Source organism: Mesorhizobium sp. 2RAF21, from assembly GCF_052115345.1.
Classification (GTDB): Bacteria; Pseudomonadota; Alphaproteobacteria; order Rhizobiales; family Rhizobiaceae; genus Mesorhizobium; species Mesorhizobium terrae.
Genome location: NZ_JBFRGM010000006.1, coordinates 316,165 through 332,102 on the forward strand (window position 1 = coordinate 316,165; position 15,938 = coordinate 332,102).

At 65.7% G+C, this 15,938-nt stretch carries 13 protein-coding genes, 1 tRNA gene and 1 riboswitch; of the genes, 4 read left to right on the plus strand and 10 right to left on the minus strand.

Annotated elements, in window-relative coordinates; genetic code table 11:
* Window positions 1-15: 15 nt before the first annotated feature.
* The 6 genes from AB4136_RS12510 to AB4136_RS12535 form a co-directional block, all read right to left on the minus strand.
* Entirely contained in the window at window positions 16-1,047 is a 1,032-nt protein-coding gene (locus AB4136_RS12510) for a DUF6925 family protein (protein ID WP_024927244.1), read from the minus strand.
* Entirely contained in the window at window positions 1,034-1,843 is an 810-nt protein-coding gene (locus tag AB4136_RS12515) for an ABC transporter ATP-binding protein (RefSeq protein ID WP_024924415.1), read from the minus strand. The genes AB4136_RS12510 and AB4136_RS12515 overlap by 14 nt, the downstream gene beginning before the upstream one ends.
* A complete protein-coding gene (locus AB4136_RS12520) occupies window positions 1,840-2,841 on the minus strand; it encodes a FecCD family ABC transporter permease (protein WP_024924416.1) in 1,002 nt (333 codons plus the stop codon). Before AB4136_RS12520 ends, AB4136_RS12515 begins: the two co-directional genes overlap by 4 nt.
* On the minus strand, window positions 2,838-3,725 hold the full coding sequence (locus AB4136_RS12525) for an ABC transporter substrate-binding protein (protein ID WP_137900289.1): 888 nt from the start codon (window positions 3,723-3,725) through the stop codon (window positions 2,838-2,840). The genes AB4136_RS12520 and AB4136_RS12525 overlap by 4 nt, the downstream gene beginning before the upstream one ends.
* Window positions 3,726-3,745: 20 nt before the next feature.
* Window positions 3,746-5,608, minus strand: coding sequence for a TonB-dependent receptor domain-containing protein (locus AB4136_RS12530; protein WP_441931241.1), 1,863 nt, complete (start codon window positions 5,606-5,608; stop codon window positions 3,746-3,748).
* 184 nt (window positions 5,609-5,792) lie between these two features.
* Window positions 5,793-5,997, minus strand: a riboswitch (cobalamin riboswitch).
* Between the two features lie 68 nt (window positions 5,998-6,065).
* On the minus strand, window positions 6,066-6,359 hold the full coding sequence (locus AB4136_RS12535; RefSeq protein ID WP_137900288.1) for a PilZ domain-containing protein: 294 nt from the start codon (window positions 6,357-6,359) through the stop codon (window positions 6,066-6,068).
* A 549-nt stretch (window positions 6,360-6,908) separates the two neighbouring features.
* On the opposite strand from AB4136_RS12535, the gene AB4136_RS12540 reads away from it, so the two are divergent.
* Window positions 6,909-7,580, plus strand: a complete 672-nt coding sequence (locus AB4136_RS12540) for a response regulator transcription factor (RefSeq protein WP_137900287.1) — start codon at window positions 6,909-6,911, stop codon at window positions 7,578-7,580.
* Window positions 7,577-9,001 (plus strand): sensor histidine kinase, encoded by a 1,425-nt coding sequence (locus tag AB4136_RS12545; protein WP_137900286.1) that lies wholly within the window; start codon window positions 7,577-7,579, stop codon window positions 8,999-9,001. The genes AB4136_RS12540 and AB4136_RS12545 overlap by 4 nt, the downstream gene beginning before the upstream one ends.
* 72 nt (window positions 9,002-9,073) lie before the next feature.
* Here the strand turns inward: AB4136_RS12545 and AB4136_RS12550 are convergent.
* Together AB4136_RS12550 and AB4136_RS12555 are read right to left on the minus strand one after the other, a co-directional pair.
* Window positions 9,074-9,149, minus strand: a tRNA-Thr gene (locus AB4136_RS12550).
* Between the two features lie 106 nt (window positions 9,150-9,255).
* Entirely contained in the window at window positions 9,256-10,203 is a 948-nt protein-coding gene (locus AB4136_RS12555) for an NAD(P)H-dependent flavin oxidoreductase (RefSeq protein ID WP_137900285.1), read from the minus strand.
* Window positions 10,204-10,432: 229 nt separating this feature from the next.
* On the opposite strand from AB4136_RS12555, the gene AB4136_RS12560 reads away from it, so the two are divergent.
* Window positions 10,433-11,566 (plus strand): hypothetical protein, encoded by a 1,134-nt coding sequence (locus AB4136_RS12560; protein WP_137900284.1) that lies wholly within the window; start codon window positions 10,433-10,435, stop codon window positions 11,564-11,566.
* A gap of 6 nt (window positions 11,567-11,572) precedes the next feature.
* On the opposite strand, the gene AB4136_RS12565 is transcribed toward AB4136_RS12560, so the two are convergent.
* Both AB4136_RS12565 and AB4136_RS12570 read right to left on the minus strand, forming a co-directional pair.
* Window positions 11,573-13,168: a cisplatin damage response ATP-dependent DNA ligase gene (locus AB4136_RS12565; protein ID WP_137900283.1), complete on the minus strand. Its 1,596-nt coding sequence runs from the start codon at window positions 13,166-13,168 to the stop codon at window positions 11,573-11,575.
* Window positions 13,165-14,175 (minus strand): ligase-associated DNA damage response exonuclease, encoded by a 1,011-nt coding sequence (locus AB4136_RS12570; RefSeq protein ID WP_024924429.1) that lies wholly within the window; start codon window positions 14,173-14,175, stop codon window positions 13,165-13,167. The genes AB4136_RS12565 and AB4136_RS12570 overlap by 4 nt, the downstream gene beginning before the upstream one ends.
* 203 nt (window positions 14,176-14,378) lie before the next feature.
* Here AB4136_RS12570 and AB4136_RS12575 point away from each other — a divergent pair, with 203 nt between their 5' ends.
* Window positions 14,379-15,284: a class I SAM-dependent DNA methyltransferase gene (locus AB4136_RS12575; protein ID WP_024924430.1), complete on the plus strand. Its 906-nt coding sequence runs from the start codon at window positions 14,379-14,381 to the stop codon at window positions 15,282-15,284.
* Window positions 15,285-15,938 lie beyond the last annotated feature (654 nt).

Genomic DNA, 15,938 nt, shown 5'->3' on the forward strand with positions numbered 1-15,938 from the left:
AGGTTGTGGGCCAGGTCAATGTCCGGGCGCCTCGTCTTCCTCAGCCTCAGGTTCCAGTTGATCGAACGCGATTTGCCAGTCGGCGACGATATCGGCGCGCGCCTTGTCACCGCCCTGGGCCGCAAGCCGCGCCTCCTGTCTCAGCGCGATGCGTGCGGCAGCCCGCGCAACGCGGCCTGACGGCGGCACCCACCCTCGAGGTTCGACGCCTGTCGCCAGCGCTTCGCCGACCGCGGCCTTTGCCTCCAATGCTTCGCCGGTGCCATACCGGGTGAGCAGCGCCTGAAACGCCACGTGCAGGTCCGGATCGAAGGCCTGTTCCTCGCCGAGCGCGCCGATCACCGGATTGCCGGGATGCAGGAAGGCCAGCGGCAAGAGGCCGGCCGGGATCGGGGTGTTGGCCGAATGGGTGCGGCCGCTGGCCAGCAGCTTCGGCAGGAGATGTGTGTGCGGGCCGGGCGGCGAAACACCGCCAGTGTCCGGTCCGCCGATCTTCTGATAGACCTCGACGCGGCCGAGCGCGGTCAGCGCCACACGATGCGGATGCGTCGACAGGATGGCGGCGGTCGCATTGTTGCCTGCCTCGAACAAGGAGCGGCCGAGATTGGCGCGCAGCTCGCCAAGCAGCTTCGGGTCGCTGGTGCGGATGCAGAAATCGCACTGCGCCAGGCCGAGCCCCATGTCGAACAGGATGCCGGTGCGGTCGATACCGCGGATCGCGTGGTCGTCCGGTCCGATCTCGGTCAGCACCTTGCGTTCCGCGCGCCGCGCATTGGCCTCCGGCAGGCAGAGTGCCACGGCATGGCTCCAGCGATGTCGTTTCGGGCTCAGCGTCTCATAGGCGATCGCGGTCACGTCGGCGAGGCGCCGCCGCTCCAGCCGGATGCCACCGCGCCGCGTCGCGCGCGCCAGTTCCAGCCCGTCGTCGATCACCGGCTGTTCGCCCTTGTCCTGGTGGAATTCGGCAATGGCGCCGAAGGAACCCATGCTCCAGCCGGACCGCCAGTCGCCGAGATGGGTTTGCAGCAGCGGCTCAAGGTCGGTCATGGTCTTCTTCCTGTTGTTGGGCTGGTTCGGCGAGGTCGAGCGGTTGGACGACGGCTCGCCCGTGCGCCGTGCCGAAATAGGCCTCGACGCCATAGACATCGCGCAGCGCCTGCGGTGTCAGCACCTGGTCCGGCGCGCCGTCGGCCACCAGACGGCCGCCGTCGAGGATGAGCAGCCGGCTGCACCAGCGCGCCGCGAGACCGAGATCGTGCAGCGAGGCGACGACGCTGCGGCCTTGCCCCGCCAGTTCGGCAAACAGCCGCATCAGCGTGATCTGGTGCGACGGGTCGAGGCCGGCGGTCGGTTCGTCCGCGAGCAGCAGCGGTGTTTCCTGCGCCAGCGCGCGTGCGATCAGCACCCGCGCCTTTTCGCCGCCGGACAGTTCGGTCGCTGCGCGGTCGCGGAAGCCGTCCACTTCCATGCGCCGCATCGCCCGCTCCACGGCGGCGCGGTCGTCAGGCGACGGGGCGGCAAATCCCGCGCGGTGCGGAGTCCGCCCCAGCGCCACCACCATCTCGACCGGGATTGCCCAGGCAAGTTCGCGCTCCTGCGCCAGATAGGCCACCGCTGCAGCCCGTTCTCGGGCGTTCATCCCGGCGGCATCGCGTCCGTTGATGACGATGCTGCCTCGTGCCGCGACGAGGCCGAGCACCGAGCGCAGCAATGTCGACTTGCCGGCGCCGTTGGGGCCGATCAATCCGACGAATTCGCCCGGCCGGACGGTGAAGGAAATGTCTTCCAGCACGCGCCGGGCGCCGAGCGAGGCGGAAAGGCTGGTGAGGGTCAGCAGGCTCATGCCAGCCTCCGCCGTTCGCGATAGACGAGCCACAGGAAGAACGGCGCGCCGACGATCGCGGTGAGCACGCCGAGTTTGAGGTCCTTGCCCGGTGCGATGACGCGCACGAGGATGTCGGCGGCGAGAACCACCGCCGCGCCGCCAAGGGCGGAAGCCGGCAGCAGCCGCGAGGGCCGTGCTCCCACCAGCGGTCGCAGCAGATGCGGCACCACCAGCCCGACGAAGCCGATGGCGCCGGCCACGGCGGTGGCGGCGCCCACGGAAGCGGCGGTGCCGAGCACCGCCAGGCGCTGCACGCGGCGTATGTCGATGCCCAGCGAGGCCGCGGTGTCGCTGCCGAGCGTCAAGGCGTCGAGCGCGCGGCCGAGTGTCAGCAGCACCGCCCAGCCGGCAAGCATGAACGGCGCCGCCAGCCAGACATGGGTCATCGAACGGTCGGTGAGCGAGCCGAGCATCCAGAACATGATCTCCAACGCCGCGAAGGGATTGGGCGACAGGTTGAGCGCCAGCGAGGTCATGGCCCCGGCGAGGCTGGAGACGGCGACGCCGGCCAGGATGATGGTAAGCGTGCTGCCGCGCCCTCCGGCGAGCGCCTGCACGACGATGACGGCGACCATCGCCCCCGCGAGCGCTGCCAGTGGCAAGGCGAAGGGAAACAGCATCGTCAGGCCGGAATAGATGGCGAGCACGGCGCCGAGCGAGGCCGAGGCGCTGACGCCGATCAGGCCGGGTTCAGCCAACGGGTTGCGCAGATAGCCTTGCAGGGCCGCGCCCGAAAGGCCGAGCGTGGCGCCGACCATCAAGCCGAGGAGCGCGCGCGGCAGCCGGATCTCGCGCATGATGAGTACGATTTCGTCCGCCTTGTCGGAGAACAGCGCGCGCATGCTGTCGCCGAAGGCGATGGCTGCCGGACCGACCGTCAGCGACAGCATGAACAGCAGCACGACCAGGACTGTCAGCGCCGCGAGCAGGGCGCGGTAGCGGGTCGTTTCACTCATGGCTTTTCGGCTCCCGAATGATCGCTGGCCGCCTCGACAAGCAATTGCACTGCCTCCGCCGTGAACGGGGTGCCGCAGATCGTGTATCTGGCCGGCACGGAAATGCTGCCGGTTTCCGCCGCCAGCGTTCTGTAGGCGGGGTGGACAAAGGTCTGCTGGGCAAGGGCCGGCGCGGCGTAGCGCGCCTCGCTGTCGACCAGCATGTCCGGCCTGGCCATGACCAGCAACTCCAGCGGCAATTGCTGGGTTCCGGACATGCCAAGCCTGGTGGCGAGATTGGTCAGGCCCGACGCGGTTACCACCGCGTCGACCAGGGTGCCGGCGCCGGAGGTGTAGGCATTGGCGTAATAGGTAGCGACGGTGATGTCGGGATGCGCCTTGGCCCTGGCCTCGGCCAGCTTGCGGTCGAGCTCGGCCACCAGCGCCTCGGCGCGGTTGCGGCGGCCGAGCATGTCGCCCATCCGCCTGAGGCCCGCCTTGACGTCGTCGAAGGAGGTTTCGGGCGCGAATTCCTCAACGCGGATACCGAGCCTCCTGAGCAGGCCGACCGTCGCTCGCGTCGTATAGCTGCCGGCAAGAACGAGGTCCGGCTGCATCAGGAACACTTCCTCGGCCAATCCGTGATTGATCGCGAAGCGCTGTGCTTCGTCCACCAGCACCGAGGTGTTGGGATCGGCGGCAAGATAGGAAACGGAATGAAGCTGGCCGTCGGCGGCCAACAGCATTGCCATCTGGTCGGTGCAGACATTCGTCGAGACGACGCGTCGCGGCGCCTCGCCGGCGCGCGCCGCGCCGGCAAACGCGACGAGGGCAAGGCCCGCTGTCAGTGCAAAGGCGGCGGCACGGTCGATCCAGCCGGTGTGGCTTGTGCTGTCTGGTGCCATCGCCTTGTCCTCGTTCACCGTCAGAATGTCCGGGTGAAGCTCAGATTGAAAGTCCGGCCGGGCGCGCGATAATCCGTCACCGTCGAATATTCGGCGTCGAACAGGTTCTCGACCGCGAACTTCACCTGCGAACGGGCGTCGAGCGCATAGAGCGCGGTGAAGTCCATCGTCACATAGTCCGGCAGTTTCACCGTGTTGGCCGCGTTGGCATAGCGCGCCGCGCCGTAGAGCAGACGGGCGGTCAGATCGAGCTGTTCGGTCGGGCTATAGGTGATCTCGGCCGTCGCCTTGAACCGGTCGCGATAGGGGATGTATTTGCCGTTGTCTTGGTTGAGCGGTTCGCGCACATCGACAGTCACCTTTCCGGCCCATTCAGTGTTGAAGCGGTGGTCGAGCGCCGCCTCGAAACCGGTGATGCGGGCCTTGGCCACGTTGAAGGGCCGATAAGTCGGCGGATTGGACGCGATCGCGTCGGCCAGCCAGGTCTGGTAGAAGGCGAGGTCGAGACTGGTGTCGGCGCCCGCCCGCCAGTTTAGCCCGACTTCGTAGGATTTGGATTTTTCCGGCTTGAGGTCCGGGTTGGAATAGCCCGGATAATAAAGCTCGTTGAAGCTCGGTGCCCTGAAGCCGGTGGCATAGGATGAGCGCAACGTGACGTCGGGCAGGATTTCATAGCTCGCGCCGACATTGTAGGTGGTGGCGCCGCCAAATTGGCCGTTGTGGTCATAGCGGATGCCGCTGTCGATCGTCAGCGCGTCGTATGATAGCGAGTATTGGCTGAACACCGCCGCCAGCGTACGCGCGGTCACGTCGAATTTGACGGTGGAATCCACCTGTTCGCGATAGGCCTCTACGCCGCTGGTCAGCACATGCGACATGGCGCCGGTGTCGAAACCCTTCTGGGTCGAGGCGAAGATGCCGTAGCGGCTGGAGTTGAAGCGGCTGTCGCCGGCGACGCCGTCGCGGAAATTGCGGGAGCGGTCGACGGAGCTCGACAGTTCGACGGTCGAGGACCAGTCCGCGCCATGCTTGATCTCGGTACCAAGTTTGCCGACGAAGCTTGTCGTGTCGACCTCGTTGGCGCCGGGATAGGAGGCGTCGTACTGGCCGCGACTGCGGGCAACCAGCGCATCGCCATAGATTCGGCCCCAGTCGAACTGCTTCGACAGCGAGGCGTTTACCGACCCCAACAGGAAGCCGTCATCGTCCGGCTCGTGGCCCCAGGCAGTCGGCATGGTGAAATCATAGCCGCGCGTGCCGATCACGCTGCCACCGAATGAATAGTCGACGCCGCTCGCGTTGTGACCGCGTACGTTGCCGGACAGGGTTCCGCCCCAGGGATGGCTGACGCCGGTGGTGATGGAGGCGCAACTGTCGCGGCCGTCGGCGCAGGGGCCGCCCTGCTTGGTGATGATGTTGACGACACCGCCCATGGCGTCGGAGCCGTATTGCGCCGAATGCGCGCCCTTGGCGATTTCGATGCGTTCGATCGAGTCGAGCGGAATGTTGCCGAGCGAGGCGGTGCCGGTGGTGACGGAACTGGCGCGGACGCCATTGACCAGCACCAGCGTCTGGCTGGCCGACATGCCACGCAGATAAAGATTGGCGCCGGCACCCTGACCTCCATAGGTGATGATGGAAACGCCTGTATAGGCTTTCAGCAGCGAGGGCAGATCGGGCGCGGCCGAGCGTTCGATGCTCTTGGCGTCGATCACCGTCACCGAGGAGGTCGAGCGCTCCAGCGTGGTTTCGCGTCTCAGCGGTGTGGTGACCACGATGCGGTCGAGCATCGTGACGTCGCCGCGGTCATTATTGTCCTGCGCGCCGGCATGGTTCGTCGAAGCCAGCGCCGCGGCACCAACCAGGAAAACAGTCTTTGTCACTTCCGCCCCCAAAAGGATCGACGGCGCAACGGCGCCGCAAGGTTCATCGCGAACCGCAGACGGATGTGGCGATGCGAGGATTTGCGACGGGTCGCATTTCACCTCTCGGCCGTTCCGGCACGCGGCAACACTTTGTCGTGTCACCGCCACGGAAGACCGCGCCTGATCACACCCCGTGATCAAGCATGGGTGACCGGAACAGGCAGGTCTCCTGACTTCCGTGTCATCGCTCTCTTCCGCCTTCCCGGTCGCGTCAGCGCCAGTGGCATCGTGGAAGAAGGCTCAACGGTTACAGTTGCGGGGGCAGTCGCGGCTTCGTCCGATTGCTCGGCCTCACCGTGTTCCCTTTTCATCCGCCTCGCGGCGGAACCAATTCCGATTCGGAAGCTAGCCATGGCTGCCCGACGCGTCAACCGGGCCGGCGAACGAATGCCGCGATGGCAGCGATGCCGCGACCTCAGCCGTAGTGGAGGCGCGGTTTCGGACCCTGGCCGACGAATTGCACGCCGACGCGGTCGTTGCGGCGCCAGCGCAGCACCGCTTCATAGGCGATGCCATCCACAGGCACGTAGAGGCTGAAGCGTTCGGGCACGACGACGTCGGCGGCCACCTTCAGTTCGGCACCGTTGGCATGCTGGTTGCGGATGACGCAGGGGATTTCCGATGTGTGGATACTGGTGATGATTGTGGCGCCCTTGAGCACGCGTTGCCGGTGCTCGCGCTCGCGATGTTCCGTTTCCTGTTCGGACATGACCGTCTCATCACCCGGCGCCATCGGGCTGCGGCGCGTCTCAATTAGAACCCGTGCAGGTAACCATGAACACCGACAATAGACAATTGCCGCGGTGTCGCGGCCAACAGCAATCTCCGATCGGGGTATCGAATTGATGAATCGGGACCGTGTCGTTTTCAGGACTTTCGCACCGGTCTGTGCGGCAGGCGGCGGGTGGCGTAGCGACAACATCGACCCGTAACATTGTTGCAATGTGACGACGCGAAGCAGGGCGACGGCATCTGGTGCCGCAATGATTTCGAGATGAGGCCTGCAATGCGCTTGTTATCTGTGGTGTGTATCGCTGTTGTTCTGTCCGGCTGTCAGAACACACGCGATCGGGAACGCTGTCTGTCCTACGGGTTTATCGACGGAACCCCAAGCTTCTCAAGATGTCTGCAGCAATTTGACCTGGACAGGGATCGCCGGGGCGACCGCCCGTTCGACGACGAGCGCTACGAATACTGACGGCATGGACCGCGACGTGATCTCCGGCTAAAGCACACCCCTCTCAAGCAACAGTGACCAATGCACGTATTGATCGTTGAGGATGATCGCGAGCTCGCATCCTCGTTGAAGCACATCATGGAAAGCGCGATCGGGGTGACCGACGCTTTTGCGACAATCGCGGAAGCCGAGGCGGCCTTGATCGCCCATCCGTTCGATCTGGTGATCATCGACCGCCGGCTTCCCGATGGCGACGGCCTTTCGCTGCTTCCGGTGCTGCGCCGGCTGCGGCCGCGGCCCGCCACCTTGGTCCTGACCGCGCTGGACGACCCTTTCGACATCGCATCGGCCCTGGACAAAGGGGCGGACGAATATGTCGGCAAACCCTTCGAGCCGACCGAGCTCGTCGCCCGCGCCCGCGCGGTCCTGCGCCGCTACAGCCTGGACGCGCTGGGCACCACGCAGATCGGCAATCTGGTGTTCGATCTCAACCACAGGTCGGCGAATGTGGGGCAGAAGGTGCTGGAGATTCCGCGCCGCGAACTGGCCATACTGGAAACCCTGGTGCGGCGCGCCGGGCGCGTCGTCCAGCGCGAGACGCTGGAAGCGTCCGTCTACAACATCAATGAGGACATCGAATCCAACGCCCTGGACTCGCATGTGAGCCGCCTGCGGCGGCGTCTGCGTGAAGCCGATTGCGACGCCGTGATCAAAAGCGTGCGCGGCATCGGCTACATGCTGGTGTCGGAATGACGCGGTTGCGCCGATCCATCGCCTTTCCGGTTGCCACCCTTTTGGTCGCCGGCATGCCGATCGTCATGATTTTGAGCACCGTGCTGACGCTCGCTGTTCTCGTCAGCACCAGCCTCGAGGAGCGGCTGCGCATCAACACGACTGAGCTTTCCAAGGTTCTGTCCGCGGCCATCACCTATGACGCGAGCGGACATCTCGTGCTCGACGGCAAGCGGCTTGCCACGAACATCGTCGACTTCGCCGAGGCGCAACCCACCTTCTGGTATGTCATCGGAGACGGGGTCCAGACCATAACACGCGGCACCCAACCGTCCTCGGCCCGGCGCGTCTTCGATCAGGTCCCTCCGGAGATCGGCTATTCGGAGTTCAGCTATCGGCAGGACGGTCGGGACATGCTCGGCATCAGGACCGTCACGCAAGGCGGCGGGCGCAAGACCGTTGCGGTCGGTGGCATCTGGCTCTCCACCTGGGAGACGATCCTCGTAGCCCTTATAGCGGTGCGTTCGCAGGGTCTGGTCCAGCTCCTCTGTCTCGTCTTGGTTGCCACCACCTCGATCGCCGTCGTCGTGGTCAAGCGCTCGATCGCGAGGCCAGTGCGCCGTGTCGTGGAATCGGCCGAGCAGATCGACGGCCTGCCCAATGGCCGCAGGATTTCCGACAGCCATACGCCGATCGAGCTGAAGCCCATGGTCGCGGCCTTCAACACCGCTCTGACGCGCATCGATACTGCCTTCGAGGCGCAGCGCAATTTCCTGGCGAACGCGGCGCACGAACTGCGCACGCCGTTGACCAAGATGCGCCTCAAGTTGGAGCAGGTGAACGATGCCGAACTGCGTGGCGTGCTGGTCCGCGACACGACGCGACTGGCCTCGATCGTGACCACGCTTCTGCAGCTTGCCCGCCTGTCCGGCCAGTCGCTGACCTTCGCGGAAATGGACCTGGCCACCATCGCCAAGGCCGTGGTGTCCGACCAGGTGCCGACGGCGCTGAAGCAGGGCATCGAGATCGAATTGCGGGCGCCGGGCCGGCTGGTGCCGGTTTCCGGGTCGGAAACGGCGATCCGGGTCGCTCTGGAAAACCTGATCCTGAATGCCGTGCGCCACGCCGCCGGCACCCGGCTGGTGATTGTCGAGGTGCTCGTGCCATCCGAAATCCGCGTGATCGATCATGGGCCAGGCATCCCGGCCGACGAACGCCTCGCGGTCCTCCAACCTTTCGTCCGCGGCAAGCGCTGCGACAGCGAAGGCACCGGTCTGGGGCTCGCCATCGTCGAACAGATCATGAGCGCCCATGGCGGCTCCATTGCCCTCGAGGAGACCAAGGGTGGCGGAACGACGGTGTGTTTGAGGTTTGCGCTAGCTGGGGTGTCGGCGAGGGGAGGTCGATCCGGCGTTCCGGCAACGAGCAGCGCGTCGGGATAAGGTCGCCCCGGGAGAGCGTCCACGGCGATAGGCCAACACGTCCAAGTCTTGATTGTGGTCGAGATTAAGAAGTGGTGCCGCTTAGGTGACTCGAACACCTGACCCCATCATTACGAATGATGTGCTCTACCGACTGAGCTAAAGCGGCCCGGCGAGCTTGGCGCCCGCGAAGATGGCTGGGTGATAGCCGCAAGCCCGCGCAAATTCAAGATGCGTCGTTGCCGATTCTCGCCAAAAGCTGGACGAAAGCGGCGTCAGGCAGCGAGCCTGTCCTTCGCCGCCCGGTATTCGCGCACCAGCCGCTCGACCAGTTCGGCCGCCGGCACCACCTTGTCGACGGCGCCGATGCCCTGGCCGCAGCCCCAGATCTGCTTCCAGGCCTTGGCGGCGCTGAAATCCATCGTCGAGGGGTCGGAGACCGGCAGATTGTCGGGATCGAGCCCCTGGGCGCGGATCGAGCCTTTCAGGTAATTGCCGTGCACGCCGGTGAAGAGGTTGGAATAGACGATGTCGGCGGCCTTCGATGCGACGATCATCTGCTTGTACTCATCCACCGCCCGCGCCTCGGCCGTGGCGATGAAGGGCGAACCGATATAGGCCATGTCGGCGCCCATCGCCTCCGCGGCAAGCACGGCGCCGCCATGGGCAATGGCGCCCGACAGGAGCAGCGGCCCGTCGAACCATTGCCGGATTTCCTGCACCAGCGCGAAGGGCGACAGCGTGCCGGCATGGCCGCCGGCGCCGGCCGCCACCGCGATCAGCCCGTCGGCGCCCTTTTCGATGGCCTTGCGGGCATGGCGGTCGTGGATGATGTCGTGCAGCACGATGCCGCCATAGGAATGCACCGCCTGGTTCACTTCCTCGACGGCACCGAGTGAGGTGATGACGACCGGAACCTTGTATTGCACGCAAAGCCGCAGATCGTGCTCCAGCCGGCCGTTGGTCTTGTGCACGATCTGGTTGACCGCGAAAGGGGCCGAAGGCTGGTGCGGATGGGCGGCGTCGTGGCGGGCGAGTTCCTCGGTGATCTCGGCCAGCCATTCGTCGAGCTGGGCTTCCGGCCGCGCATTGAGCGCGGGAAACGAACCGACGATGCCGGCCTTGCATTGCGCCAGCACCAGCGGCGGATGCGAGATGATGAAGAGCGGCGAACCGACCACCGGGATCCTGAGGTTTTTGCTGAGAATCTCCGGCAATGCCATGGTCGCGGGCCTCCCGTTCGTATTGACGTTTCCGTAAACGTCAATTTCATAGCGCAACCTCGCAGTGTCGGCAATCGCCGAAAATCGGGTCCGGAAAGTCACGGTTGGTGGCGAAAATGCCTGTTGTAGGCACCGGTTAGCGCGAAATGGCGGCATCCGCCCGTTGATTGATCGCCCTCCGACGGCTAACCATCAGCAACTTGTGACCGCCTGGCGGAAGGAAAGCGATTTGGACGCGATCGAAAAGGCGATCCGCAACGCCTTCGAAAAAGGCGACCCCGACGACCGCGCGTTCCGCGAGCGGGTCTATCGCTCGGCTTTCGCCGCACTCGACCGCGCGCTGCTGGCCAATCCGGGCGTCACCGTCGAGGTGGCGATCAAGCGCCGCAAGGCCATGCAGGCCAAGATCGCCGAGATCGAATCGGAATTCCTGCCGGCCGTGCCGGGCGCGGCACCCGAGGTTCACATCGGCGAACATGCGCCGGCCACGGAGGCGCCACTGGGTGCGCCGGCGACGCCGGAACTGCGCATTGAACCTTCCGTCGGAGCCGCTCACCGCCCGGAACCGGGCATCGACGCGCCGCGTTCGCGCGTGTTGCCATCGGTCCCCGACATCATGCCGGACCGCACCTTGCCGGGCGGGCCGTCGCCCGAGGACATCAGGCTGGCCGGCGGCCCGGAAGTGCGGCCAGACCGCGATGCGCGCCGGGTCGGGCGTCGCCTGCCGCTGACGGCGATCTTCTTCGGGATCACGCTGCTCGCCGCCGTCGGTATCGGCCTTTGGTGGGCGGTCCAGACCGGCGCTTTCAAGACGCTGGAGGAACTCGGCCAGCCGCCATCGCCCACGCCGACCGTGTCGGGCGAGGATTATACGCCTGACGCCGGTGCCAAGACGCCGAAACTGTCCAGCGACGGCGCCCAGAACCGCCACTGGATCAACGTCTTCTCCCCTGCCAATCCGGCGCAGGTCGCCACCCCTTCGGATGCCAAGGCAGCGGTGATGAAGGACGATTCCGGCTCTTTCCTGCGCATCACCTCCGGCCCTGCCGGGTCCGCCATCAGCTTCGATGTCGGCCAGGGCATATTGGAGCAGATCGCCGGCAAGCATGCCGTCTTCGATATCATCGCCCGCGCTGAGGACGGCAAGGAAACGCAGATGTCGGTCGACTGCAATTTCGGCGAGCTGGGCGACTGCGGACGCAAGCGCTACGCCGTCGGCAATCAGCGCAACGAATATCTGTTCGACGTGCAGATGCCGGCCAAGCGGCCGGGCGCTGCCGGATCCATCGCCATCAATTCCGACTTCGACAAGCAGGGCAAGTCGGTCGATATCTATGAGATCAGGGTGTCGGTGACCGAGTAAGGCACCTCAATCGAGCAGAGCCTGCAGCGTCTCGATGCGGTCGGCCTCGGCCGTCGGCTTGTCCCAGCGCAGCCGCGAAATGCGCGGGAAGCGCATGGCGACGCCCGATTTGTGGCGGGTCGAGCGGTTCAGCCCCTCGAAGGCGACTTCCAGCACCAGCCCGGCGGTGCGGTCGGCGCGCACCGAACGGACCGGTCCGAAACGCTCGATCGTGTTGTCGCGGACATATTTGTCGATCTGCTTCAGTTCCTCGTCGGTGAAGCCGAAATAGGCCTTGCCGACCGGCACCAGTTCCTCCGCGCCTTCCGGCCCGGCCCAGACGCCGAACGTGTAGTCGGAGTAGAAGGAGGAGCGCTTGCCGTGTCCGCGCTGGGCATACATCAAAACGGCGTCCACCGTGTGCGGATCACGCTTCCACTTGAACCAGAGCCCCTTCGGACGGCCGGCGAGATAGGGCGAATCCCAGCGTTTCAGCATCACCCCCTCGATGATCGGGTGTGGCGGGGTGCTGCGGCTGGTTTCGAGTTCGCCCCAACTGTTGAACGCGACGAAGGGCGACAGGTCGAAACGGGCGGGATCGAGCGTTTTGATAAACGCCTCGAGCCGGGCGCGCCGTTCGCGGAAGGGCAGGGTGCGCAAATCCTCCTCTCCCAGCTGCAAAAGATCGTAGCAGCGCATGAAGGCGGGATATTGCGCCTGGATCTTGGGCGACACGCTTTTGCGGTTCAGCCGCTGCTGCAAATCGGAGAAGCTGCCGGTGGCGTTGGGCGAGCCGACCAATAGCTCGCCGTCCAGCACCGCGTCAAAACTGATCGCTTCCATAAGGTCGGGAAAGGCCTGCGCCACATCCTCTCCGGTGCGCGAATAAAGCCGCCGCACACCGCCTTCCGCAGTGGCCTGCACGCGAATACCATCCCATTTCCATTCGGCGGCATAATCGGCCGGATCGAGCTTTTCGAAATCCTTGTCTTCGACCGGATGCGCCAGCATGACGGGGCGGAACAACGCCTTGGCGGCGCGCTCTGGCTTCTCTGCCTTGCCCTCCAGCCAGGCGAACAGCTCGGCATAGGGCGGCGTCAGCCCATGCCAAAGCTCCTCGATCTCGGCCACGTCGACCCTGCCGAGGTCCGCCACCGCCTGTTTGGCCAGCCGCGCCGAGACGCCGATGCGCAACCCGCCGGTGACCAGCTTGATGATGGCGAAGCGTGCCGAAATGCCGGCGCTGTCAAGCAGCCGGGTGAGCACTTTCGGCCCGTCGGAGCGGCTGGCGGCCTGCAGCTTGCCCACCACCTCGCCCAGCGTCGGCACATGGTTCACCCGCGCGGCGGGATCGGTGGGCCAGACCAGCGAAACGGTCTCGGCGAGATCGCCGACATAATCGTATGAATAGCCAAACAGTACGGGGTCCATGCGCTCGGTCACCAATGCGCGCAGCATGGCGGGCTTCACCGCTGCGATGGAAAGATCGCCGGTGATCGCCGCCAGTGCATAACCGCGATCGGGGTCCTCGACACTGCGGAAATAGTCGGTGAGCAGCCTCAGCTTGCCGTTGCGCGACGGCATCAGCACCAGCCGGTCGAGGAGTTCGGCGAAGCGGTTCATTGCCCCTCGTCCTCATAGCCGATGAGATGCAACGGTTTCCCGGTAAGACCTTCCAGCTCGCACCAGCGCACCAGCGCCTCTTCGCGGCCATGCGTGACCCAGATTTCCCGCGCACCGGTTTCCCTGATCGTGGTGGCCAGCTCGTCCCAGTCGCCATGGTCGGAAATGATCAAGGGCAGTTCGACGCCGCCCTGCTTGGCACGCTGGCGAATGCGCATCCAGCCAGAGGCGAAGGACGAGACCGGGTCGGGGAAGCGCCTTGCCCAGCGGTCGGAGAAGGTGGAGGGCGGGCCGATGACGATGGCGCCGGCGAAGTCGGGCTTCGTCCCGGTCTCCACGGTCGCCGGCTCCAGCACGCCGAGATCGATGCCCTGGCTCTGGTAGTAATCGGAGATCTTGGCCATGGCGCCGTGGATGTAGATGGGCCGATCGTAGCCGGCGTCGCGCAACAGCCGCATCACGCGCTGCGCCTTGCCGAGCGCATAGGCGCCGACCAGATGCGAACGCTCCGGAAACTGCGCCACAGAGCGCAGCAGCTTGGCGATCTCGTCTTCCGCCGGCGGGTGGCGGAACACCGGCAGCGCGAAGGTCGCCTCGGTGATGAAGACGTCGCAGGGCACCACCTCGAAGCCGGCGCAGGTCGGGTCAGCCTGGCGCTTGTAGTCGCCGGAGGCGACGATGGTGAGGCCGTTGTGCCGAACCGCGATCTGCGCCGAGCCCAGCACATGGCCGGCCGGATGGAAGCTGACGGAAACGCCGTTCAGCGTGATCGTTTCGCCGAGCCTTGCCGCCTGCGTCGTGCCGGCGAAATCCTCGCCGTAACGCAGGGCCATGATGTCCAGCGTCTCGCGTGTTGCCAAAACGGCGCGATGGCCGGAGCGGGCATGGTCGGAATGGCCATGCGTGATCAGCGCGCGGTCGACCTGGCGGACAGGGTCGATGAAGAAATCGCCGGGCGGGCAGTAGAGCCCTTCGGGACGGGAGCAGAGCAATTCGCTTGGGCGCATGGTGTCAGGATAGGTCATCGGCGGCGAGATGAAAGGTGGCCGGCCAAAGGCTGCTGCCAGATTTGGCAGGTGCCTATGCTGAAGCCAGGGTGTCAGGAGGGGGGTGGCCGCTGCCGTTCCCTTCTCCCGCAAGGGGAGAAGGGAAAAGGGGGGCTTGCGCGGAACGCCCCGCTACCGCTATGCGACGCGCCGGAGATCTCCTCATGAAACCGCTACCCGCCTCGTCGGGCGACCTGCTTGCCGACCGCCGCGCCGATTACGCCGAGGCGCTGTTCGCCTCGCAGGACTATGCCGACGCCGCCGAATTGATACTGGGTGCGCTGGAGCTGGCGCCCGACTGGGCGCTCGGCTGGTTTCGGCTGGGCGAAATGCAGGAAGCGGCCGGCAATCTCGACGCCGCCGCCGAGGCCTGGGCAATGGCGCTCAAGCTCGACCCGATCGACCGGCCGGGCTCGGCACTCAAGCTCACGCTCATCGGCCGCGCCCCGCAGGCAGACGCCCCGCCAAGCGCCTTTGTCGAAGCGCTGTTCGACCACTATGCGCCGAGCTTCGACACCTCGCTGGTCGAAAAGCTCGAATACCGTGTTCCCGAATTCCTGACCGAGGCGATCCGCGCGCAGGGCGAGCGCCGCTTCCGCCTCGCGCTCGACCTCGGCTGCGGCACCGGCCTGATGGGCGAGCGGCTGCGCCCCTTCGTCGACAGGCTCGAAGGCTACGACATTTCCGCCTCCATGCTACGCAAGGCCCGCGACAAGGGCGTCTACGATCATCTCGGCAAGGCCGATCTGCAGCAGTTTTCTTATGCCGGCGAAGCACCGGACCTGGTCACCGCCGCCGATGTCTTCATGTATGTCGGCGCCCTGGACGGCATTGTGAGAACCGTTGCCGGCCTGCTTTCGCCCGACGGCCTGTTTGCCTTTTCGGTCGAGAAGCTTTCCGCGGCGGGCGATTTTGCCCTTCAGCCCTCGCGTCGCTACGCGCATGCCGAAGCCTATGTCCGCGCCGTGCTGGCGGCGAATGGTTTTTCGGTCCTGTCGCTCGAGGAGCGCGTCATCCGCCAGGACCGCCGCGAGCCCGTCGCCGGGCTGATCGTTGTGGCGGCGCGGTAGCGGAGGCCTTTCGGGCGGGGCCGTCGCCGCCTTCACCCTGTTTCGGGCCGTCAGGGGGATGTGACGGAGCGGCACCCCAAGCACTCGTCATTCCGGGCAAGCGAGGCGAAGCCGAGCGCCGACCCGGAACCCATTGAGCAGCGCGGCCGGGAACGAAGGTCGCACGGACGACATGAAGCATGCGACGCCGGTCCGGTTGCGTGAACGGTCCAGGACGAGGACCGGGCCGGGCTCGACGATGGTGCGGCCAATGGGTTCCGGCTCTCGCTGCGCTCGGCCGGAATGACGGCGGTGGAGTTGTCGCGTCGACGCATAGTAGCGTTGATACACTTCTTCATCGCCACGCCCGCTTTCGCGTCTGGCCATTGTCAAAGAACACTCCCTCATTGGAGGGTGGGAAGCGGGGCGCCGGGTCGGTGCCTCTTAGCAAATAATACGTGGCGCCTTCCGGGCGCCCCGCCAGTGTTCTTGCCCCGGACCGACCTCGCCGTCCTTCGCGACGGCAGACTTCGGGCCTCGAAGCCGCCATTTTCGGCGGCCGGGTTTTTCCAGGGCCCGGACTTAGGGCTCGTCACCAGACAGCGCCACCGTTAGCGCTGCCAGTCCGGCACCGGCGCCCTCCCTGATACCCGGTGCGCACCAGGTTCCCGTGAG

Excerpts from the sequence above, each read along its gene's own strand:
- AB4136_RS12510 (WP_024927244.1), bottom strand. The coding sequence starts at position 1,047 with ATGACCGACCTTGAGCCGCTGCTGCAAACCCATCTCGGCGACTGGCGG.
- AB4136_RS12515 (WP_024924415.1), bottom strand. The coding sequence starts at position 1,843 with ATGAGCCTGCTGACCCTCACCAGCCTTTCCGCCTCGCTCGGCGCCCGG.
- AB4136_RS12520 (WP_024924416.1), bottom strand. The coding sequence starts at position 2,841 with ATGAGTGAAACGACCCGCTACCGCGCCCTGCTCGCGGCGCTGACAGTC.
- AB4136_RS12525 (WP_137900289.1), bottom strand. The coding sequence starts at position 3,725 with ATGGCACCAGACAGCACAAGCCACACCGGCTGGATCGACCGTGCCGCC.
- AB4136_RS12535 (WP_137900288.1), bottom strand. The coding sequence starts at position 6,359 with ATGTCCGAACAGGAAACGGAACATCGCGAGCGCGAGCACCGGCAACGC.
- AB4136_RS12540 (WP_137900287.1), top strand. The coding sequence starts at position 6,909 with ATGCACGTATTGATCGTTGAGGATGATCGCGAGCTCGCATCCTCGTTG.
- AB4136_RS12545 (WP_137900286.1), top strand. The coding sequence starts at position 7,577 with ATGACGCGGTTGCGCCGATCCATCGCCTTTCCGGTTGCCACCCTTTTG.
- AB4136_RS12555 (WP_137900285.1), bottom strand. The coding sequence starts at position 10,203 with ATGGCATTGCCGGAGATTCTCAGCAAAAACCTCAGGATCCCGGTGGTC.
- AB4136_RS12565 (WP_137900283.1), bottom strand. The coding sequence starts at position 13,168 with ATGAACCGCTTCGCCGAACTCCTCGACCGGCTGGTGCTGATGCCGTCG.
- AB4136_RS12570 (WP_024924429.1), bottom strand. The coding sequence starts at position 14,175 with ATGCGCCCAAGCGAATTGCTCTGCTCCCGTCCCGAAGGGCTCTACTGC.
- AB4136_RS12575 (WP_024924430.1), top strand. The coding sequence starts at position 14,379 with ATGAAACCGCTACCCGCCTCGTCGGGCGACCTGCTTGCCGACCGCCGC.